At 61.6% G+C, this 21,524-nt stretch carries 18 protein-coding genes; 5 read left to right on the forward strand and 13 right to left on the reverse strand.

Annotated elements, in window-relative coordinates; all coding sequences use genetic code 11:
* Positions 1 to 40: 40 nt before the first annotated feature.
* From trpE to C4J90_RS24085, 10 genes are all read right to left on the reverse strand, one after another.
* Positions 41 to 1,522 carry an anthranilate synthase component I gene (trpE, locus tag C4J90_RS24040; RefSeq protein ID WP_124408325.1) on the reverse strand — a complete coding sequence of 494 codons (1,482 nt, stop codon included), beginning with the start codon at positions 1,520 to 1,522 and terminating at the stop codon, positions 41 to 43.
* A gap of 68 nt (positions 1,523 to 1,590) precedes the next feature.
* The gene (locus tag C4J90_RS24045; RefSeq protein WP_124364635.1) at positions 1,591 to 2,409 is read right to left on the reverse strand and encodes a phosphoglycolate phosphatase; all 819 of its coding nucleotides are present in this window, start codon (positions 2,407 to 2,409) and stop codon (positions 1,591 to 1,593) included.
* The gene (gene rpe, locus C4J90_RS24050) at positions 2,406 to 3,080 is read right to left on the reverse strand and encodes a ribulose-phosphate 3-epimerase (protein WP_065937054.1); all 675 of its coding nucleotides are present in this window, start codon (positions 3,078 to 3,080) and stop codon (positions 2,406 to 2,408) included. The genes C4J90_RS24045 and rpe overlap by 4 nt, the downstream gene beginning before the upstream one ends.
* Positions 3,081 to 3,164: 84 nt before the next feature.
* Entirely contained in the window at positions 3,165 to 4,313 is a 1,149-nt protein-coding gene (locus tag C4J90_RS24055; RefSeq protein ID WP_124364636.1) for an iron-containing alcohol dehydrogenase, read from the reverse strand.
* Between the two features lie 215 nt (positions 4,314 to 4,528).
* Positions 4,529 to 5,353, reverse strand: coding sequence for an ABC transporter permease (locus C4J90_RS24060; RefSeq protein WP_124364637.1), 825 nt, complete (start codon positions 5,351 to 5,353; stop codon positions 4,529 to 4,531).
* Between the two features lie 12 nt (positions 5,354 to 5,365).
* On the reverse strand, positions 5,366 to 6,592 hold the full coding sequence (locus C4J90_RS24065; protein ID WP_124420961.1) for an ABC transporter permease: 1,227 nt from the start codon (positions 6,590 to 6,592) through the stop codon (positions 5,366 to 5,368).
* A 140-nt stretch (positions 6,593 to 6,732) separates the two neighbouring features.
* Complete coding sequence (locus C4J90_RS24070) at positions 6,733 to 7,773, reverse strand: ABC transporter substrate-binding protein (RefSeq protein ID WP_124420962.1); 1,041 nt, start codon at positions 7,771 to 7,773, stop codon at positions 6,733 to 6,735.
* Between the two features lie 43 nt (positions 7,774 to 7,816).
* Entirely contained in the window at positions 7,817 to 8,929 is a 1,113-nt protein-coding gene (locus tag C4J90_RS24075; protein ID WP_124364640.1) for an ABC transporter ATP-binding protein, read from the reverse strand.
* A 204-nt stretch (positions 8,930 to 9,133) separates the two neighbouring features.
* Positions 9,134 to 9,763: a response regulator transcription factor gene (locus tag C4J90_RS24080; RefSeq protein ID WP_124364641.1), complete on the reverse strand. Its 630-nt coding sequence runs from the start codon at positions 9,761 to 9,763 to the stop codon at positions 9,134 to 9,136.
* An 18-nt stretch (positions 9,764 to 9,781) separates the two neighbouring features.
* Positions 9,782 to 11,776 (reverse strand): histidine kinase, encoded by a 1,995-nt coding sequence (locus C4J90_RS24085; protein WP_124420963.1) that lies wholly within the window; start codon positions 11,774 to 11,776, stop codon positions 9,782 to 9,784.
* Between the two features lie 77 nt (positions 11,777 to 11,853).
* Here C4J90_RS24085 and C4J90_RS24090 point away from each other — a divergent pair, with 77 nt between their 5' ends.
* Positions 11,854 to 12,828 carry an alpha/beta hydrolase family protein gene (locus C4J90_RS24090; RefSeq protein ID WP_124420964.1) on the forward strand — a complete coding sequence of 325 codons (975 nt, stop codon included), beginning with the start codon at positions 11,854 to 11,856 and terminating at the stop codon, positions 12,826 to 12,828.
* 132 nt (positions 12,829 to 12,960) lie between these two features.
* On the opposite strand, the gene C4J90_RS24095 is transcribed toward C4J90_RS24090, so the two are convergent.
* From C4J90_RS24095 to C4J90_RS24105, 3 genes are read right to left on the reverse strand one after another with little or no spacing between them, the layout of a single operon-like run.
* Positions 12,961 to 13,728: a TerB family tellurite resistance protein gene (locus C4J90_RS24095; protein WP_124420965.1), complete on the reverse strand. Its 768-nt coding sequence runs from the start codon at positions 13,726 to 13,728 to the stop codon at positions 12,961 to 12,963.
* Between the two features lies 1 nt (position 13,729).
* A complete protein-coding gene (murU, locus tag C4J90_RS24100) occupies positions 13,730 to 14,404 on the reverse strand; it encodes an N-acetylmuramate alpha-1-phosphate uridylyltransferase MurU (protein ID WP_124364645.1) in 675 nt (224 codons plus the stop codon).
* On the reverse strand, positions 14,401 to 15,426 hold the full coding sequence (locus C4J90_RS24105) for an aminoglycoside phosphotransferase family protein (RefSeq protein ID WP_124420966.1): 1,026 nt from the start codon (positions 15,424 to 15,426) through the stop codon (positions 14,401 to 14,403). Before C4J90_RS24105 ends, murU begins: the two co-directional genes overlap by 4 nt.
* A 130-nt stretch (positions 15,427 to 15,556) precedes the next feature.
* Between C4J90_RS24105 and C4J90_RS24110 the strand changes: the two genes are divergently transcribed.
* From C4J90_RS24110 to rsmA, 4 genes are read left to right on the forward strand one after another with little or no spacing between them, the layout of a single operon-like run.
* Entirely contained in the window at positions 15,557 to 18,358 is a 2,802-nt protein-coding gene (locus C4J90_RS24110) for an LPS-assembly protein LptD (RefSeq protein WP_124420967.1), read from the forward strand.
* Positions 18,339 to 19,673 (forward strand): peptidylprolyl isomerase, encoded by a 1,335-nt coding sequence (locus C4J90_RS24115; protein WP_124365212.1) that lies wholly within the window; start codon positions 18,339 to 18,341, stop codon positions 19,671 to 19,673. The genes C4J90_RS24110 and C4J90_RS24115 overlap by 20 nt, the downstream gene beginning before the upstream one ends.
* Complete coding sequence (pdxA, locus tag C4J90_RS24120; protein ID WP_124420968.1) at positions 19,670 to 20,659, forward strand: 4-hydroxythreonine-4-phosphate dehydrogenase PdxA; 990 nt, start codon at positions 19,670 to 19,672, stop codon at positions 20,657 to 20,659. Before C4J90_RS24115 ends, pdxA begins: the two co-directional genes overlap by 4 nt.
* A complete protein-coding gene (gene rsmA, locus C4J90_RS24125) occupies positions 20,656 to 21,468 on the forward strand; it encodes a 16S rRNA (adenine(1518)-N(6)/adenine(1519)-N(6))-dimethyltransferase RsmA (RefSeq protein WP_124364649.1) in 813 nt (270 codons plus the stop codon). The genes pdxA and rsmA overlap by 4 nt, the downstream gene beginning before the upstream one ends.
* The last annotated feature ends 56 nt before the right edge of the window (positions 21,469 to 21,524 follow it).

The following is a 21,524-nucleotide window of genomic DNA, read 5'->3' on the forward strand; positions in this document are numbered from 1 at the left end:
GGAGCAAGCCCCCTCCCACATTTTTGATCGGCGCCAGCCGCTAGCCCTGCGGCGTTTGCTCAGCCAACGCCACCGCACGGAACATCGCCCGGCGCTTGTTCAGGGTTTCTTCCCATTCAAGGGCGGGCACCGAGTCAGCCACGATGCCGCCACCGGCCTGCACATGCAGTTCGCCGTCCTTGATCACTGCCGTACGGATCGCAATCGCCGTGTCCATGTTGCCGTTCCAGGCGAAATACCCCACGGCGCCGCCGTAGACGCCCCGCTTGACCGGCTCCAGTTCGTCGATGATTTCCATGGCGCGAATCTTTGGTGCGCCCGACAAGGTACCGGCCGGCAGAATCGCACGCAGTGCGTCCATCGCAGTCAGGCCGGCCTTCAGCTCACCGGTGACGTTGGACACGATATGCATCACATTGGAATACCGCTCGATGACCATCTTCTCGGTCAACTTCACCGAGCCGATTTCCGAGACACGCCCGGTGTCATTACGCCCCAGATCGATCAGCATCAGGTGCTCGGCGATTTCCTTGTCGTCGCTCAACAGGTCTTCTTCCAGCGCCAGATCCGCTTCTTCGGTGGCGCCACGCGGGCGCGTGCCGGCGATCGGGCGCACGGTGATCAGGTTGTCTTCGACGCGCACCAGCACTTCCGGCGAGCTGCCCACTACGTGGAAGTCACCGAAATTGAAGAAGTACATATACGGCGTCGGGTTGAAACAGCGCAGCGCTCGGTACAGGTCGATCGGCGCGGCCTTGAAGTCGATGGACATCCGTTGCGAAGGCACCACCTGCATGCAGTCACCGGCGAGGATGTATTCCTTGATGGTATCGACTGCCCGCTCGTAGTCCGCCTGGGTAAAACTGGAGCGAAATACCGGGTCGGCGGCGGGCGGACGGCTGAGGTCCAGGCCACGGCGCGGGGTGATCGGCTGGCGCAGTTTTTCCAGCAGCGCTTCGAGGCTGGCCTGGCCTTGCTCGAAGGCATCCGCCTGGGCAGGGTCGGCCAGCACAATCGCGTGCATCTTGCCGGCAAGGTTGTCGAACACCACCACCGCGTCGGAGACCATCAGCAAGATGTCCGGCACGCCGAGCGGGTCCGGGTTCGGGCATTTACCCAAGCGCTGCTCCACGTAGCGCACGCAGTCGTAACCGAAATACCCCACCAAACCGCCGTTGAAACGCGGCAGGCCGGGAATGGTCGGCACGTTGTAGCGCGCCTTGAAGGCTTCGACGAAGGCCAGCGGGTCTTCTACGTCATGGCTTTCGATCTCGAGGCCATCATGGGTGATGCTCACATGATGGTCATGCACGCGCAGTACCGTGCGGCACGGCAGGCCGATGATCGAATAACGGCCCCACTTCTCGCCGCCCTGTACCGATTCCAGCAGATAAGAGTTCGGCTCGTCGGCCAGTTTCAGGTAGATCGACAGCGGCGTGTCGAAGTCGGCCAGGGTTTCACAGGCCATGGGGATACGGTTATAGCCGGCAGCGGCCAAACGCAGGAATTCTTCGCGGATCATCAGGTGCCTCGTGGTGTGAGGGTCAATCGGTCAGGTAGGCAAACGGGCCGCAGCGCGGCGGGGATCAGTCAGGCGCGCCAACGCCAACGGGCCAGGGCCTTGATGACTTTCATCCAGAGTTTGCGAGTGACCACCACGATGGCATTTCCAGTAGGGGACGGGTCGATGTCGGGCAACGTTATCTCAGCGCCCGCGCCCAAGCAACCGGGGATTAACAGGCGCAGGTCATCGATGACCAGCGCTGGCGATTCTTCTGCAATCGGCCGGCCATGGTTGTAGCCGTAACTCAAGGCCACGCACTGCACCCCCGCCGCTTTTGCCGCCAAGACATCACTGCGCGAGTCGCCGACGAACAACGATTGGGACGCCGGAATATTCGCCATTTTCATCACGAAAAACAGCGCCGCCGGATCAGGCTTTTTCTGCGGCAGGGTATCGCCGCCGATGATCCAGCGAAAATACCGGCCGATCTTCATCTGGTCCAACAGCGGAGCGACGAAGCGCTCCGGCTTGTTGGTGATCAGGGCCATTTCCACGCCCTGCTTGCTCAACCACTTGAGCGTGTCACGCACGCCGGGATACACCACCGTCCGTTCGTGGCTGCTTTCGTAGGCGGCATTGAAGAGTTCCAGGGCATGTTCGGCTTCAACCTCATCCACACCGGTGGCGTCGATATGGCCTGCCAGTGCCCGTCGCACCAACATCGGCGCACCGTTGCCGACCCATTCACGCACCGCTTCGATTCCCACAGGCTTGCGCCCCAGCTTGAGCAGCATCTGGTCCACCGCCGCCGCCAGGTCAGGCACCGAGTCGATCAAGGTACCGTCCAGATCGAACATCACCAGCCGTGGCAATTTGCCGGGGAACAGCTGCTCAAAGCCGCTCATGGACGCGCCAGCGCCAGTTCGGCATGCATCTTGGCGATCACTTCCTGGTAATCCGGCGCATTGAAGATCGCCGAGCCGGCCACAAAGGTGTCGGCGCCCGCCGCAGCGATTTCACGGATATTGTTCACATTGACCCCGCCGTCGATCTCCAGACGGATATCCCGGCCCGACGCATCGATCAGCGCCCGCGCTTCGCGCAGTTTGTTCAGGGTGCCGGGGATGAACTTCTGCCCGCCAAAGCCTGGGTTGACGCTCATCAGCAGGACCATGTCGACCTTGTCCATCACGTACTCCAGCACACTCAGCGGCGTGGCCGGGTTGAACACCAGGCCGGCCTTGCAACCGCCTTCGCGGATCAATTGCAGGGTACGGTCGACGTGCAGCGTGGCTTCCGGGTGGAAGGTGATGTAGGTCGCGCCGGCGTCGATGAAGTCGCCGACGATGCGGTCCACCGGGCTGACCATCAGGTGCGCGTCGATCGGAGCGGTAATCCCGTATTTACGCAGCGCAGCGCACACCATCGGGCCGATGGTCAGGTTGGGCACGTAATGGTTGTCCATGACGTCGAAGTGCACGAAGTCGGCACCGGCGGCCAATACCTTGTCCACTTCTTCGCCCAGGCGGGCGAAGTCGGCGGAGAGAATCGATGGAGCAATGACGAAGGGCTGCATGACGCACCTTTTTTGAGCTAAATCACGATGGCGCGCATTGTATACCTCATGCTTTGCCGTGCGCACCGTGACCTACCTCAACGGCTAGTACGCAGCCCGGTAGATTTTCTCGATATCGGCCGCACTGAGCTGGCGCGGATTGTTGCGCATCAGGCGTTCAATACCCGCCGCTTCAGTGGCCATCGCCGGGATAGCCTCCTCCGGCACGCCGAAACTGCGCAGGCCCGATGGAATCTCGACGGCGGCGCACAGTCGCGTCATCGCCTCGACGGCCTGGTCGGCGGCATCATTCACACTCAGCCCGCTGACATTTACCCCCATGGCCTGGGCGATGTCGCGCATCCGCTCGACACAGGCCAGCTTGTTCCAGTGCATCACATAGGGCAGCAACAGTGCGTTGCTCACGCCGTGGGCGATGTTGAACCGGCCGCCCAACGGATACGCCAGCGCATGCACCGCGCCGACGCCCGCGTTGCCAAAGGCCATGCCGGCCATCAGGCTGGCGGTGGCCATATCGTCACGGGCCTGCAGGTTGGCCGGGTTGGCATAAACCTTGGGCAAGGCGCCGGCAATCAGCTTGATCGCGCCGATCGCCAGGGCATCGGTGATCGGCGAGGCGTTCAGCGACAGGTAGGATTCAATGGCATGCACCAGTGCGTCGACGCCACTGGCGGCCGTGACGCTGCGTGGGCAGGTCAGGGTCATTTGCGGGCTGATCAGCGCGACATCCGGCAGCAGGTAGTCGCTGACGATGCCTTTTTTCAGCTGGGCGACCTTGTCGGAAAGAATCGCCACATTGGTCACCTCGGAGCCGGTGCCGGCGGTAGTGGGAATCGCGATCAGCGGCGGGCCCTTGCGCGGCACCTGGTCGACGCCGAACAAATCCGCCAGGGCGCCGTGGTAACCGGCGTACGCGGCCACGCTCTTGGCGATGTCGATGGCACTGCCGCCGCCCACGCCGATCAACCCGTCGTGCCCGCCATCGCGGTAGGCCTGCATGCAGTCTTCGACAATGGCGACTTCCGGGTCGGGCAGCACGCGGTCGAAAATTTCATAAGTCCGCCCGCCCAGATGCTCAAGTGCCAGCGCGACGGTGCCGGACTTGACCAGCGCGGCATCGGTGACAATCAGCGGGTTATCCACATCCAGGCGCGTCAACTCGGCGCCGAGTTGCTCAATGGCGCCAGCGCCGGTCAGCAGTTTGTGGGCGATCTTGAATGAGGAAGTACTCATGTGCGCGGCCTCTTGTCGGTGATGGGCTGGCACAAGAATAGCTGACCGAAACAGGTTGTCTGCTATTCAGGATCCGAATACTGATTTCCGAGCCAATATAAATCCACTGTGGGAGGGGGCTTGCTCCCGATAGCATTTTGTCAGTCGACTTATTCATCAACTGAAGAATGCTATCGGGAGCAAGCCCCCTCCCACATTTTGATCTCCTACAGGCTTTAGACCTGGGCGGTGCGCAGCTTCTCGCTACGGCCACGCAGCCATTCCAGGGTCAGCAACAGCACCACCGAGAACCCGATCAGCAGGGTCGCCGCTGCGGCAATGGTGGGGCTGAGGTTTTCACGGATGCCGCTGAACATCTGCCTGGGCAATGTGGCTTGCTCCGGCCCGGCGAGGAACAGCGTCACCACCACCTCATCGAACGACGTGGCGAAGGCAAACAGCGCCCCGGAAATCACCCCCGGAGCGATCAGCGGCAAGGTCACCCGGCGAAACGCGGTCAATGGTGATGCGCCCAGACTGGCCGCCGCCCGCACCAGATTGTGGTTGAAACCCTGCAAGGTCGCCGACACGGTGATGATCACAAACGGCACGCCCAGTACCGCATGTACCACGATCAGCGAGAAGAAGCTGTTGCCCAGGCCCAGCGGGGCAAAGAACAGGTAACTGGCCACGCCAATAATCACCACCGGCACCACCATCGGCGAAATCACCAGGGCCATCACTAAGGCTTTGCCAGGGAAATTGCCACGGGTCAGGCCAATCGCCGCCAGCGTGCCGAACACCATCGCCAGCACCGTGGCTGCCGGGGCGACGATGATGCTGTTTTTCAGGGCACGCATCCATTCGGCCGACGCGAAGAAGTCCTGATACCACTGCAGCGAAAAGCCCTGCAACGGGTACACCAGGAAACTGCCGCTGTTGAACGACAGCGGGATGATCACCAGCACCGGCAGGATCAGGAACAGCAGGATCAGGCCACACAGAATCCGCAGGCTGTAGAACCACAGCCGCTCCACCGGTGACATATAAGGGCTCAGCATCGCAAGGTCTCCTCAGCTCAGGCGCAGGCGACTGGCGCCCACCAGCCGGTTGTAGATCAGGTACAGCAACACCGTCGCCAGCAGCAGCAAGCCGCCCAACGCCGTGGCCATGCCCCAGTTGATGCTGGTGTTGGTGTAGAAGGCCACGAAGTAGCTGACCATCTGGTCGTTCGGGCTGCCCAGCAACGCCGGGGTGATGTAGTAACCAATCGCCAGGATGAACACCAACAGGCAACCGGCGCCGACACCGGCGTAGGTTTGCGGGAAGTACACGCGCCAGAAGCTGGCGAACGGGTGGCAGCCCAGGGAAATCGCCGCACGCATATAAGTCGGTGAGATACCTTTCATCACGCTGTAGATCGGCAGAATCATGAACGGCAGCAGGATATGCACCATGGAGATGTACACGCCGGTACGGTTGAAGACCAATTCCAGCGGCGTATCGATCAGCCCCAGGCCCATCAGAGCGCTGTTGATCAGGCCGCCGGATTGCAGCAATACGATCCACGCCGCCACCCGCACCAGGATCGAGGTCCAGAATGGCAGCAGTACCAGGATCATCAGCAGGTTGCTTTTGCGCGCCGGCAGGTTGGCCAGCAGGTAAGCCAGGGGATAGGCCAGCAGCAGGCAGATGACCGTGATCACCAGGCCCATCCAGAACGTTCGAGCGAAGATATCCAGGTAGATGGCCTGGTCGGGGGTGGCCGGAGCGATTTCGCCCAAGTCGTCAATACGATGATCGACGGCCGCCAGCAGGTAGTAAGGCGTCAGGCTGCTGGTATTGCGCCGGATCGCCTGCCAGTACGCCGGGTCGCCCCAACGTTCGTCGAGGGTTTCCAGCGCGGCTTTATAAGAGGCCGGCGCTTCGGTAAACGGCAGCGCCCGCGCGGTTTTGGTCAGCAGGCTGCGATAGCCGGCCAGTTCCATGTTCAAGCGTTTGGACAGATCGCCAAGGGTCTGGTTTTTGCGCGCTTGGGCCAAGTCTTCACTGAGCGCCTGGTACACCGGCTCGCCGGGCAAGCCACGGCCATCCCAAGCCGTGACCGCCACCACCGTACGCGGCAAGCCGCCCACCACTTCCGGGTTGCCGACGCTCTTGTAGAGCAACGCAACGATGGGCACCAGGAACACCAGCAGCAAAAACAGCACTAATGGCGCAATCAAGGCCTGGGCTTTCCAGCGATTGAGCCGCTCGGCACGGGCCAGGCGCTGCTTGAGGGTGGGAATGGCGAGGGCCATGGCTGAACTCCGGATCTTGAAGATAAATGCAGATCCCTTGTGGAAGGGGGCTTGCTCCCGATGGCGGCAGATCAGCTATAGATTGGCTGACTGACACTCCGCTATCGGGAGCAAGCCCCCTCCCACAGGGTGATGCAGTGTTACTTGGCTGCCCAGGAATTGAAGCGCTGCTCGAGCTGCTCGCCGTTATCGGCCCAGAAGCTCACATCGATCTGCACCTGGTTGGCAATGTTTTCCGGGGTGGTCGGCATGTCCTTCAGCACGTCCTTGGCCAGCAACGGGACGGCCTGGGTGTTGGCCGGGCCGTAGGCGATGTTTTCGGAGTAGGTCTTCTGCTGCTGCGGCTGCACCGAGAAGGCGATGAATTTCTTCGCCGCTTCGGCGCGGTCCTTGGCCAGGCCCTTTGGAATGGCCCAGGCATCGAAGTCGTAGATGCCGCCGTGCCACACCACTTTCAGATTGCTTTCTTTCTGCACGGCGGCGATGCGGCCGTTATAGGCCGAGCTCATCACCACGTCGCCCGAAGCGAGGTACTGCGGCGGTTGCGCACCGGCCTCCCACCATTGGATCGAGGCTTTGAGTTCGTCGAGTTTCTTGAACGCACGGTCCTGGCCATCTTTGCCGGCCAGCACTTTGTAGACGTCCTTAGGCGCGACGCCGTCGGCCATCAAGGCGAACTCCAGGGTGTACTTGGCGCCTTTGCGCAGGCCACGCTTGCCCGGAAATTTCTTGGTGTCCCAGAAATCCGCCCAGCCGGCGGGTGCGGACGCCAGTTTGTCGGCGTTGTAGGCCAGCACCGTCGACCACACGAAGAAGCCTACGCCGCAAGGCTGGATCGCGCCTTTGACGTAGTCCGCCGTGTTGCCGAACAGTTTCGGGTCCAGGGGCTCGAACATGTCTTCGTCGCAACCACGGGAAAGCTCAGGCGACTCCACTTCCACCAGGTCCCAGGACACGCTCTTGGTGTCGACCATGGCTTTGACCTTGGCCATCTCACCGTTGTATTCACCGGCGATGATCTTGCCGTTGCCCGCGCTTTCCCACGGTGCATAGAAGGCCTTGACCTGGGCCGCCTTGTTGGCGCCGCCAAACGATACGACGGTCAGGTCCGGGCCTGCCATGGCCTGTGTCGCGCCCATCAGGCCGATAGCCAGGACGGAAAACTTAAGGGATCTCAACATTGTTGTGCTCTCCACGTGCAGGGTTGGTGAAGCCAGGGGGCGATCAGTTCGCCTCTAGAAGTGGGTCGAGTGCGCGAACGTGCTCGACTTGCCAGCCAATCGGTACTACGTCGCCGACCGCCAGGGCCGGGTCCAGCTCGGCGATCGGTTGTTTCACGAAAAAATCGGTCTTGCCGCAGACTTCCAGGCGCAAACGCACGTGGTCGCCCAGGTAGATGAACTCCGCCACCCGCCCGGAAAAACGGTTGATGCAGCTGTCACTTGCGCCATTGAGGCTGACACGCTCCGGGCGTACCGACAGGGTCACCGGGCCGCCGATCTGGCCGACGTTCACCGCCAGCGCCTCCACCTTCTCGCCGCGCGCCAGTTCCACCACGCAGCGCTCGCCGGTGTGGCTGTACAGACGGCCATTGAGGCGGTTGTTTTCGCCGATGAAGTTGGCCACAAAGGTGTTTTTCGGTTCTTCGTAGAGGGTGCGCGGCGCGGCGATCTGCTGGATTTCGCCCTGGTGGAACACCGCCACGCGGTCGGACATGGTCAAGGCTTCGCCCTGGTCGTGGGTCACATACACCACGGTGACGCCAAGGCGCTGGTGCAGGTGCTTGATTTCCATCTGCATGTGTTCGCGCAGTTGCTTGTCGAGGGCGCCGAGGGGTTCGTCCATCAGCACCAGTTGCGGCTCGAACACCAATGCGCGGGCCAGAGCCACCCGCTGTTGCTGGCCCCCGGACAGTTGCGCCGGGTAGCGCTGGGCAAAGGCGTCGAGCTGCACCATGCTCAACACGCGCTTGACCCGCTCGCTGATGTCGGTCTTGCTCAAGCCACGTACGGACAGGGGAAATGCCAGGTTCTCGGCCACGGTCATGTGCGGAAACAAGGCGTAGTTCTGGAACACCATGCCGATATCGCGCTTGTGCGGCGGCACGTTATTGATCGAGCGACCAGCCAGCTGGATTTCGCCAGCGGTGGGCGTTTCAAAACCGGCCAGCATCATCAGGCTGGTGGTCTTGCCCGAACCGGACGGCCCGAGCAAGGTGAGGAACTCGCCCTTGCGAATCTCCAGGTTGAGGTCTTTGACGATCAGGTTTTCGCCATCGTAGCTTTTCTGCACGCCACGAAAGCTGACCAGCACATCATTTGAATCCACCTCGCTCATACCCGCACCTTTGTGTTTTGGACTGCTGTGACACAAGCGTAGTCCAGGCGCGAGGCCCCGGAAATCGGGGGCCAGGAGAGAATCGCATCAGCCGGATGGAAGGTTCGGGGTAGGGATCGCCCTACACACATGGCGGGCATGGGACAGTGCAGCGACAAGCCTTCGCCGGGCGGCGCTTGCGCGGTGTCGTTAATGGATACGCCGCTACAGCAGCTTGTGTTCCATGGCGTATTTCACCAGCTCGGCCAGGGAGCTGATATGGAGCTTTTGCATCAAGCGCGCCTTGTGGGTGCTGATGGTTTTGCTGCTCAGGGCCAGTTGCACGGCGATGTCATTCACGTTGGCGCCCTGGGCCAGGCGTTCGAACACCGAGAACTCGCGCTCCGACAACAGCGAATGCAAGGGCCGAGAGTCCGTCAGGCCGACTTCGAAGACCATGCGGTCGGCCAGGTCCGGGTCGATATAACGCCCGCCCGCCGCGACCTTGCGAATCGCCATCAGCAACAGCGCCGGGTCGCTGTCCTTGGTGGCATAGCCGGCCGCGCCAACCTTGAGAGCACGGGCGGCCATTTGCGCTTCATCGTGCATGGACAGCACCAGGATTGCCGGCGGGTTATTCAGCGCACGAATGCGCGCGATGGCTTCCAGGCCATTCACACCGGGCATGGAGATATCCAGCAACACCACCTCGCAGGGCACATGACGCAGCGTCTCCAGCAACTGCTCGCCATTGCTCGCTTCGCCCACGACCAGCAGGTCTTTGGCCAGGCCAATCAATTGCTTGATGCCTTCACGAACAATGGTGTGGTCTTCGGCTACCAGTACGCGGATCACGGGAATTTCCTTTTAGTGTCATGCATTCAACGGCACCGTGACACTCAGGGTGGTGCCCTCCCCCAACTCACTGACCAGCGACAACTGCCCGCCCATGATCAGCACTCGCTCGCGCATGCCGACCAGGCCGAACGATACCGGCCGCCCTTGGGCCTGCACGAAGCCGATACCGTCATCGCTGATGGTCAGCCGCAGGTCCGGGCCGTCCACCTCCAGCGTGAGTTCTACAGTATGCGCCTGGGCATGGCGCATCACATTGGTCAGGGCCTCCTGCAGAATGCGAAACAGGCCGATGGCCTTGGCATCGCTCAGCACCGGCACGTTTTCCGGGACTTTGACCAGGCAGGGAATCTGCGTGCGCGCTTCGAAACGTCGCGCCTGCCATTCGATGGCCGAAGCAATGCCGGCATCGAGAATCGGCGGGCGCAGCGCGGTTGCCACATCCCGCACCAGTTGGAAGAGCTGGGCGATCAGGCGTTTCATACTGTTCAAACGCTCGTTGAGGCCCGGGTCGAGCTGCGCATAGGCCAACTCACACATTGAGGTTTCCAGCTTGAGCACGGTGAGCATCTGCCCGAGTTCGTCGTGAACCTCGCGGGCGATACGCGCCTTTTCTTCTTCGCGCACCGTTTCCAGGTGAGCTGACAATTCGCGCAACTGCGCCTCGCTTTGCAGCAAGGCGGCCACATAGCGGCGGCGCTCGGTGACGTCCGTCAGGTACACCACCAGGTACTCGCCGTCGGCAAAGCGCAGAAAGCTCAAGGACACATCGGCGGGCAGGATGCTGCCGTCAGCGCGCAGGCAATCGGTGGCGAAGGTCTGGGCACCGTCCTCGCTGGCACGTGCGCGTTTCCACAGGTTGAGCCAGCGGTCCATGCTCAAGGCCGGGTCAAGATCGATCAGCGGCCGCTCGATCAACGCGCCAGGGCCATAGCCGAGCATGCTTTCGGCGGCGCGGTTGGCATACCGCACATGGCTGTCCCAATTGACCCACAGGATGCCGACCGTACTTTGATCGATGGAAAACTGCGTCAGCCGCAAGGCTTCGGCACCGGCGGCACGCGCTGCGCTTTCCTCCCGCGCCGCCAGCAGGGCGTGCTCCAGGCTGCGCTGCTGGCGGCGCTGCCAGAGCACTGCCGCGAGGCTGGCGAGCAGCAACAGGCCCAGCAACACGCTGAGGTTTTTCCACAAGCCCATTGATTCGGAAAAACGCGGGTACTGGGGTTGCAGCCAGCGATTGTGCAACTGGTCGAGGTCGCGGGCGGGTATCGCCCGCAAGGCACTTTGCATGATGCTCGCCAGTTCCGGCCACTCATGCCGCGTGGCCACCCGCAGCAACTGCGGCAAGCCGATATCGCCGACCACCGCCAGCCCGGCAAACTCCGCCTCGCCGGCCAACCGGCTCAGTTGCGCCTCATCCACCACCGCATAGCGCGCCTGCTGGCTCACCAGTAACTGCAGGGCCTGGCGTTCCATGGGCACGCCTTGCAGGTTGAGGTTGGGATACGTACTGCGCAGGTAGTCGGCCACCGCGCTGGGCATGCGCACAGCGATGCGCGCGTGTGCGTCGAGTTTTTCCAGCTCCACCGCGCCGCCGCCTTCGCGAATGCCGACGATATGCTGGGGCACCCGCATATACGGGTCGCTGAACAACCACAGGCGCAAGCCGGCCGGGGTTTGCTGCAGGCCGGGAGCGATATCCACCTCGCCGTCACGCACGGCGGCTTCCAACTGCTCCTGATCAGGAAAGTTTCGCCAGGTCAGCTCGATACCCAGCGCCTTGGCCAGCCACTGCATCAACTCGACATTGGCTCCGGACAAGCGCTGCAGGCGTCGGTCGTATTGTGCGTAAGGCGCCTGCAGCACCAGGCCCACGCGCAATTGCGGGTGCAGCGCCAGCCATTCGCGCTGCTGCGCATTCAGTTGCGCCTGGGGTGTGGCGGGTGCCGGCGCGGCGTTCGCCATCAAGGCAACCCACAGACAGCCGATAACCAGCAGGAAGCGAAAACCCATGATCCACGTCTCACATCACTGACAAATACTGATCAACCCATTAGGCTGCTGGAATCATTTCTGGCCGGGATTTAACGATGCCACCTCGAAACCGTTCGGCACTGCCAGCATTGTGCCTGTCGCTGCTATTTACCAGCGCCTTTTCTGTCCAGGCCGCCGACGCGCCAGCGCCCGCCGCCGAAACACCCGTCGAGCGCCAGCCTTTGCCCGAGCGCAGCCAGGCAGAAGCCAGCGCGCTCGAACGCCAGGTCGCACAACAGGAACAACAACAATTGCAGGCCGGCAGCGATACGTTCCTGGCCCTGTGGAAGCCCGCCAATAGCGCTGAACCCCAGGGCGTGGTGATTATCGTGCCAGGCGCCGGCGAAAATGCTGACTGGCCGCAAGCAATCGGCCCGCTGCGCAGTAAATTGCCGAACGCTGCCTGGGGCACCCTCAGCCTGTCATTGCCGGACGTCAATCTGGACACCCTGCCGCCACGCGTCATCGAACCGCCCAAAGCGGCAGTCGACACCAGCAGCAAAGACGGCAGCACGGTCGCCCAGCCGGTCGAACAGGCCGCCAGCGCAGAAGCCGAAGGCACTGACCCGGCGGTGGTACCGGGCGCGGATGAACAGGACAAGACCGATGCCAAACGCATCTTCGACCGCATCGACGCCGCCGTCGCGTTCGCCCAGACCCAGGGCGCCCGCAGTGTGGTATTGCTCGGTCATGGCACCGGCGCATGGTGGGCCGCGCGTTATCTGAGCGAGAAACAACCTGCCCAGGTGCAGAAGCTGGTGATGGTGGCCGGAAAGACACCCGCCGCGCGTCAACCGGACCTGCAGCAATTGGCGCCAGCGTTGAAACTGCCTACGGCGGATGTGTTCTATCAAGACGGCGCCCAGGACGGCAAAAATGCATTGGCACGTGCCCAGGCGGCCAAACGCGGCAAAAATGACGGCTACAAGCAGGTGCAGCTCAAGGCCTTGCCCGGCAACAGCGCCGCCGAGCAGGAACAGCTGTACCGGCGCGTTCGCGGCTGGTTGAGCCCGCAGGCCAGCAAAGACTGAACACAGTGTCCGCCAATGCCAAAAAACAATGTGGGAGGGGGCTTGCTCCCGATAGCAGTGTGTCAGTCTCAGTAATTCAAACTGACCCACCGCTATCGGGAGCAAGCCCCCTCCCACATTAGGGCAATCGCCTCAGCGAAAGTCCCGCCGCTCGCGAATCAACGCATAGGCGTTATGCAGCTCACGGGTTCGCTCGGTCGCCTCGCGCACCTGCGCGGGGCTGGCGCCACTGCCGGCGATCTTGTCCGGGTGGTGGCGGCTGAGCAGGCGGCGATAGGCCCGCTTGATCACCGAAGGCTCGGCGGTGGCCGTCACCCCCAGAAGCCGCAACGCGTCCTGATAAGCCCCGCTACGATTGACCAATGGCTTGCGCGCCGGCGTGTAATCGGAGGCCAAGGCCCGGACCTGTTGCGGCGTCCAGCCCAGCCATTTGCCCCACAGCTCGATCAGGTCGCGCTCGGCATCATCCGCCCGGCCGTCCGCCCAGGCCATGCGCCAGCAGGCCCGTAAAACACCCTCGGCGGCATGGGGTTGCGCCTTGAGCACGCGCAGATAACTGCGCACTCGGTCACCGCCGGACTTGCCACGATTAAACGCCAGGATGGCTCGGCGCTGGGCCGACTCGGTCATCTCCAGTGCGCGCATTTCCTGGCGCGCCTGCTGGATATGCCCGTCCACGATCCGGCCGTTACTTTTGGCCAGGCGCCCCAGCAGCACGAACAACAACTCGTCGTTGCGCAACGCGGGGCGCCCGCCAAGGCGTTCGCGCAACTGCGCCCAGCTGCGCAACTGCAGGCGCCGGTCCAGCGCCTGTCCCAACAATGCACCCAACAAAGCCCCCGGAATACTGGCAATCGCAAAGCCAGCCCCGGCGCCGATCAGCGTCCCTGGCCACAACATCCTACGGCCTCGCTGTCAGCAAGGTTTCGACCTGCGCCAGACGCTCAAGCGTTCCGACATCAACCCAGCGTCCCTTCATGTGTTCACCCGTTACCAGACCTTTGTCCATCGCCGCGCGCAACAGCGGCGCCAGCTTGAAGGCACCCGCACTGCAGCCCGCGAACAACTGGGGGTCGAGCACGGAAATGCCACTGAAGGTCAGGTTATCGGCACCGGGCGCCGCATCATGAAGCAACCCGTCGTTCAAGTAGAAGTCGCCACCGGAGGGGTGATGCGCCGGGTTGTCGACCATCACCAGGTGAGCCAGGCCTTGGAGCGGTCGCTTCAACTGGCTGAAGTCGTAGTCGGTCCAGATATCACCGTTGACCACCAGAAACGGCGCATCCCCCAGCAACGGCAACGCCTTGAAAATCCCGCCGCCGGTTTCCAGCGGCTCGCCTTCGGCTGAATAGCGGATGCGCACGCCGAACTGGGCACCGTCGCCCAGGTAGCTTTCGATCTGTTCGCCGAGCCAGGCATGGTTGATCACGATCTCGGTGAAGCCGGCCTTGGCCAGCGCTTCAAGGTGATACTCGATCAGCCGCTTGCCGCCCGCCTGCACCAGCGGCTTGGGCGTATGCAGCGTCAGCGGGCGCATGCGCTCACCCTTGCCGGCCGCCAGGATCATCGCTTTCATACGCAGGCCTCGGCCGGTTGGCGCAGGCTGGCGAGCAGCTCGCCCAGGTCACTCAACTCCGGTCGGTCGGCGAGCACCGCTTCTATATAGGCAAAGAAGCGCGGCACATCCGCCAGGTAGCGTGGCTTGCCATCACGGTGGCAAATCCGCGAGAAGATACCGATGACCTTGAGGTGACGCTGCACGCCCATCAGGTCGCTGGCGCGCAGGAAGTCTTCAAATTCGGCCTGCACGGGGATCCCCAACTGCCCGGCGCGCTCCCAATAGCCACGCTGCCACTCCCGCACGCGAGCCTGGGGCCAACTGAGGAAGGCGTCCTTGAACAGGCAGGTAATGTCGTAGGTTACCGGGCCGTAGACCGCGTCCTGGAAGTCCAGCACGCCGGGGCTGGGCTCGCTGATCATCAGGTTGCGCGGCATATAGTCCCGGTGCACCAGCACTTTGGGCTGCGCCAGGGCACTGTCGATCAGCTGTTCGCTGGCGCGCTGCCAGAGGGCTTGCTGCTGGGTATCCAGCTCGATACCCAAGTGACGGCGTATGTACCATTCAGGAAACAATTCAAGCTCGCGGCGCAGCAACGCCACGTCATAGCTGGGCAGCGGCGCGTCCATGGGCAACTGCTGAAACGCCAGCAACGCGTCGATGGCGTCGGCAAACAATTGATCGGCGTTTTGTTCGTCAATCACGTCCAGGTAGGTGTTTCGGCCCAGGTCATTGAGCAAAAGAAAGCCACGCGGCAAATCTTCTGCATAAATTTTTGGCACATTAATTCCCGATTTCGCGAGCAAATGCGCGATATCGACGAAAGGTTTGCAGTTTTCCTGGGGCGGTGGCGCATCCATCACGACGAATGTATGCGCCCCACCCTCCCAGCGGAAGTAACGCCTGAAACTCGCGTCGCTGCTGGCCGCAGTCAATGTGGCCGGGGGTACGGCGCCCCAGTCCTGGGCGTTGAAGAGGATCGGCAACTGCTCATCCAGCCAGACTTCCAGCTGTTGTAAACGTAGATCGTGCTCGGGCATTACAAGGGTCTCCGACGGCGCTAGCCGTCAAGCGGGGCATGCTTTATTATCACGCATCTTTTTCAGACCATCGAGAGGCGTGCGGCCCAAACCGCGGGCAGATGGCACGCAGGAAGCCCGGACTAATAAGATGGCATTGAAATCCCCCGCGTTTCGTAGAAAATTTCCGTTGCTGGTAACCGGCAGTCTGCTGGCCTTGCAACCCTTCGCCACCTCATTCGTGGTCGCCGCGGAACAGTATGACTGCTCAGTCTCTGCTTCGGGTGCCTGGGATTGCGCGCCGAAAACCGCCGCTGCCCCATTGCCACCGCGCCCGGTGCATGACGGCTCTGCCGTCAGCTCGGCCAACAGCACGCCGCAAGGCGAGGCTGGCGGCAGCGTCGACGCCGAGCCCAAGACCATGCTGGTCACCGAAGCCAAGGGCCGTGGGCTGCGTTCGCGCAGCAAAGACTACAGCCACCTGGACTGGGTGCCTCGCGAGAAGCTGACCGCAGCGCAGCTGGCCGAAACCGGCCCTTACTGCGGCGGTGCCTACATCGAGCCGACTCGTCCTGGCATGAACGACAAGACGGACAAAAGCGATGCGCCGACCTTCATCGGTGCCAAGGCCTCTCGTTACGAGCAGGAACAGCAGGTCGCGACACTGGCCGGTGACGTCGTCATGCGCCAGGGCAGCATGCAGCTGGAGTCCCAGGAAGCCAGCCTGTATCAGGCCGAGAACCGTGGCGAGCTGAACGGCAACGTGCGCCTGCGCGACAACGGCGCCCTGATCGTGGGCGACCATGCCCAGGTCCAGCTCGATACCGGCGCCGCCCAGATCGACAACGCCGAATACGTGATGCACAAGTCGCGTATTCGCGGTAACGCGCTCTACGCCAAGCGTGCCGAGAACGCGATCATCCGTCTCAAGGACGGTACGTACACCACCTGCGAGCCGGACAGCAACGCCTGGCAGCTCAAGGGCAACAACATCACGTTGAACCCGGCCACCGGTTTCGGTACGGCCACCAACGCGACGTTGCGGGTCAAGAACATCCCGATCCTGTACACCCCTTACATCTACTTCCCGATTGACGACCGTCGTCAGTCCGGCTTCCTGCCGCCGAGCTTCAGCACCGGCAGTGAAACTGGCTTTACGCTGGTGACGCCGTACTACTTCAACCTGGCACCGAACTACGACGCCACGTTGTACCCGCAATACATGACCAAGCGTGGCATGTTGATGGAAGGCGAATTCCGCTACCTCACCAAGTCCAGCGAAGGGCAGTTTGGTGGGGCGTATCTGAATGATGATAGCGATGAGCGGAAGAAACAGACCGATTACGAAAAAACTCGCTATATGCTCAATTGGCAGCATAAGGGTGGGTTGGATTCGCGGCTGACGACCCAGGTTGATTACACCAAGATCAGTGATCCTTTCTACTTCCAGGATTTGAAGTCATATCAGGAAGGCGTTGAGAGTCAGGACTTCCTGAATCAGCAAGGTTCCGTGACCTACCGTGGTGATAGCTATCAAGCTCGCGTGAACCTGCAGTCGTATCAATTGGCGACGATTTCCCAGATCACTCCGTATGACCGATTGCCGCAGATCACCTTCAATGGGCAGTTGCCGTACCATCCGGGTGGACTCGACTTCTCCTATGAGACTGAAGCTGTAAGATTTGATCGGGACCTCAGAAACGGAAACGTAGTCAATGAAGATGGGGGGCCGTTCAACGCCGATGGCACTATAGGTGAGCGGCGCCTGGATAATTACGTGAGCGGCCTGACCCGTGCAAACGGTACCCGCCTCAACGTCGCGCCAGCTGTCTCTTATCCGATGAACTGGTCTTACGGCTTTGTGACGCCGAAGTTGAAGTACGTCTATACCAAATACGATCTTGATCTTGATGGTATCGGCAAGAGCCAAATGGCAGCTGCGGGTCAAACCTTCAAGAGTTCGCAGGACCGTGCGATACCTATCGCCAGTGTAGACAGCGGCCTGTACTTTGATCGCAAAACCAATTTGTTCGGTAAAGACTTTAACCAGACCCTTGAACCGCGTGCGTACTATCTCTACGTACCGAACAAGGACCAGAGCGATATTCCGGTCTTCGACACAGGTGAGTACTCGTTCAGCTACTCCTCGCTGTTCCGCGACAACCGCTTCAGCGGCTCCGACCGGATCGGCGACGAGAACAAATTGTCCCTGGGCGTAACCAGCCGCTGGATCGAAGATAACGGCTTCGAACGTCAGCGTGTTGCCGTCGGCCAGGCGCTGTATTTCAAAGACCGTGAAGTCCAATTGCCAGGCGTACTGGCCTCAGATCGCGACGACGCTCAGACCGATGTCTCGCCTATCGCTCTGGAATATGAGTTCCGCTTCAACCGCGACTGGCGCGCTACGGCCGACTACAACTGGGACACTGAAAGCCATGCTCCACGTTCCGGCAGTGCGATGTTCCACTACCAGCCTGAAGACAATCCGAACAAAGTTGTCAACCTCGGGTATCGCTATCGCAACGACCAGATCGTCTACAACCAACTGACCGGTAAATGGCAGTTCGGTGGCGATTACGGCCAACCGGGCGATGAGAACTACGTGAAGGATTATTACAAAATCCAACAACACGACTTCTCGATGATGTGGCCGATCATTCCGCAGTGGAACCTGATCACCCGCTGGCAGTATGACTACGCCCGCAACCGTACCCTTGAAGCCTTTGGTGGTTTCGAGTACGACAACTGCTGCTGGAAACTGCGCGTCATCAACCGCTACTGGGTTTCCAACGACGAATACAGCCAGATCGCCCCTCTCAACGAAAAGGGTGACCACGGGCTCTTCTTCCAGATTGTCCTCAAAGGACTCGGCGGCCTGACCGGCGCCAAGGTAGAGAGCTTCCTCGACAAAGGCATTGAAGGTTATCGTGAACGTGAAGACAAAGCTTTCTGAGTGTTTGCGCCCGCTCGTGCTGGGCGCGCTGTTCCTGGGTGCAGCCTCGGCGCATGCCGCGGTGCAACAGCTGGATAAGGTCGCAGCCATCGTCGATAACGACGTGATCATGCAGAGCCAACTGGACCAACGGGTCAAGGAAGTTCAGCAAACCATCGCCAAGCGTGGCGGTGGTGTGCCGCCGACCAGCGTCCTGGAACCCCAGGTGCTGGAACGCCTGATCGTGGAAAACCTGCAACTGCAGATCGGCGAGCGCTCGGGCATCCGTATTTCGGACGAAGAGCTGAACCAGGCCGTCGGTACCATCGCTCAACGCAACAATATGAGCATCGACCAGTTCCGCGCAGCTCTGGCGCACGATGGCCTGTCCTATGAGGACGCGCGTGACCAGATCAAGCGTGAAATGATCATTAGCCGTGTACGCCAGCGTCGCGTCGCGGAGCGGGTTCAGGTGTCGGAGCAGGAAGTGAAGAACTTCCTGGCCTCGGACCTGGGCAAGATGCAGCTTTCCGAAGAGCTGCACCTGGCCAATATCCTGATCCCAACACCCGACAGCGCCAACGCCGAGCAGCTCAATGCGGCCGCAGCCAAAACCCAGGCTATCTATGATCGCCTCAAGGCCGGCGCTGATTTCGCCCAAATGGCGATTGCCCAGTCCGGCAGCGACAACGCGCTCGACGGTGGTGACATGGGCTGGCGTAAAGCCGCTCAACTACCACCGCCGTTCGACCGCGAGCTGAGTGCGATGAACGTGGGTGACATTACCCAACCGGCACGTACCCCAGGCGGTTTCATCATCCTCAAGCTGCTGGCCAAGCGCGGCGGCGAGACCTCGCTGAAAGACGAAGTACACGTTCGTCACATTCTGGTCAAACCAAGCGAAATCCGTACCGAGGCACAAACCAAGGAACTGGCCCAGAAGATCTATGACCGCATCGAAAGCGGTGAAGACTTCGCCACCCTGGCCAAGAGCTTTTCGGAAGACCCGGGTTCTGCCCTCAACGGCGGCGACCTGAACTGGATCGATCCGAAAGCCCTGGTGCCCGAGTTCCAGCAGGTGATGGCCGATACTCCGCAAGGCGTACTGTCCAAGCCATTCAAGACCCAATACGGCTGGCATGTGCTGGAAGTCCTTGGCCGTCGCGCCACCGACAACACCAACCAGGCCCGCGAACAGCAAGCCCTGACCGTACTGCGTAACCGCAAGTACGACGAAGAGCTGCAAACCTGGTTGCGTCAGATCCGTGACGAAGCCTACGTAGAAAACAAGCTGCCAGGCGCCGAGCAAACAGGCACCGACCAGGCAACCCAGTGAAACCCCAGCGTTTCGCGGTAACACCCGGCGAGCCGGCCGGCATTGGTCCAGACCTGTGCCTGCTGCTCGCCTCGCAACCCCAGCCATATCCCCTGATTGCCATTACCAGCCGCGACCTGCTCCTTGAGCGGGCCGCGCAGCTGGGTGTGGCTGTCAACCTGCTGAGCGTCGCACCGGGCAACTGGCCCGACCTGCCGGCGCCGGCGGGCAGCCTGTATGTGTGGGACACGCCCCTGCAAGCCAAGGTCATCGCCGGGCAACTGGACAAGGCCAATGCGGCCTTCGTGCTGGAAACCCTGACCCGCGCCGGCCAAGGCTGCATCGACGGCGACTTCGCCGGCATGATCACCGCGCCCGTCCATAAAGGCGTGATCAACGAATCCGGTATCGCCTTTTCCGGCCATACCGAATTCCTGGCCGAACTCACACACACCGAACAAGTCGTGATGATGCTGGCCACCCGTGGCCTTCGCGTCGCGTTGGTCACCACGCACCTGCCGCTGCGCGAAATCGCCGACGCCATCACCGCCGAGCGCATAGAACGCGTCACACGCATCCTGCACGCCGACCTGCAACACAAGTTCGGCATTGCCCAACCGCGTATCCTGGTCTGCGGGCTCAACCCCCACGCCGGTGAAGGCGGGCATTTGGGCCGTGAAGAAATCGACATCATTGAACCGACATTAGAGCGTCTGCGCCAAGAAGGCATGGACCTGCGTGGCCCATTGCCTGCCGACACTCTGTTTACCCCCAAATATCTGGAGCACTGCGACGCAGTGCTGGCGATGTACCATGACCAGGGGCTGCCCGTGCTGAAATACAAAGGCTTCGGCGCCGCAGTCAACGTGACACTGGGCCTGCCGATCATCCGCACCTCCGTCGACCATGGCACTGCCCTGGACCTGGCAGGCAGCGGCAAGATCGATACCGGCAGCCTGCACGTGGCCCTGGAAACCGCCTATCAGATGGCCGAGACCCGTATATGACTGAGCATTACCAACACCGGGCGCGCAAGCGCTTCGGGCAAAACTTCCTGCACGACGCTGGCGTAATCGACCGCATCCTGCGCTCCATTCACGCCAAGCCTGAAGACCGCCTGCTGGAGATCGGCCCAGGCCAGGGCGCATTGACCCAGGGCCTGCTGGCCAGTGGCGGCCAACTGGACGTGGTTGAGCTGGACAAGGACCTGATCCCGATTCTCAACCAGCAGTTTGCCGACAAGCCCAACTTCAATCTGCATCAGGGCGATGCGCTGAAGTTCGATTTCAATACGCTCAACGCTGCGCCCAGCAGCCTGCGTGTGGTCGGTAACCTGCCGTACAACATCTCCACCCCGCTGATTTTCCACCTGCTGAACAACGCCGGAATCATCCGCGACATGCACTTCATGCTGCAAAAAGAAGTGGTGGAGCGCCTGGCCGCCGGGCCGGGTGGGGGTGATTGGGGCCGGCTGTCGATCATGGTCCAGTACCATTGCCGCGTCGAACATCTATTCAACGTCGGCCCGGGCGCATTCAACCCGCCGCCGAAGGTCGACTCGGCCATCGTGCGCCTGGTGCCGCATGCCGTGCTGCCACACCCGGCCAAGGACCACAAACTGCTGGAGCGCGTCGTGCGTGAAGCGTTCAACCAACGCCGCAAGACCCTGCGCAACACGCTCAAGGCGCTGTTGAGCAACGCCGAAATCGAAGCGGCCGGCGTCGACGGCAGCCTGCGCCCCGAGCAACTGGACCTGGCCGCGTTCGTACGCCTGGCCGACCAGCTTGCCATCCAGCCTGCGCCGACAGTGGAATAAGGCATCAGGCAAAAAATGTGGGAGGGGGCTTGCCCCCGATGGCGGCGCGTCAGTCA

This window comes from Pseudomonas sp. R2-60-08W (assembly GCF_003852335.1).
Taxonomy (GTDB): Bacteria; Pseudomonadota; Gammaproteobacteria; order Pseudomonadales; family Pseudomonadaceae; genus Aquipseudomonas.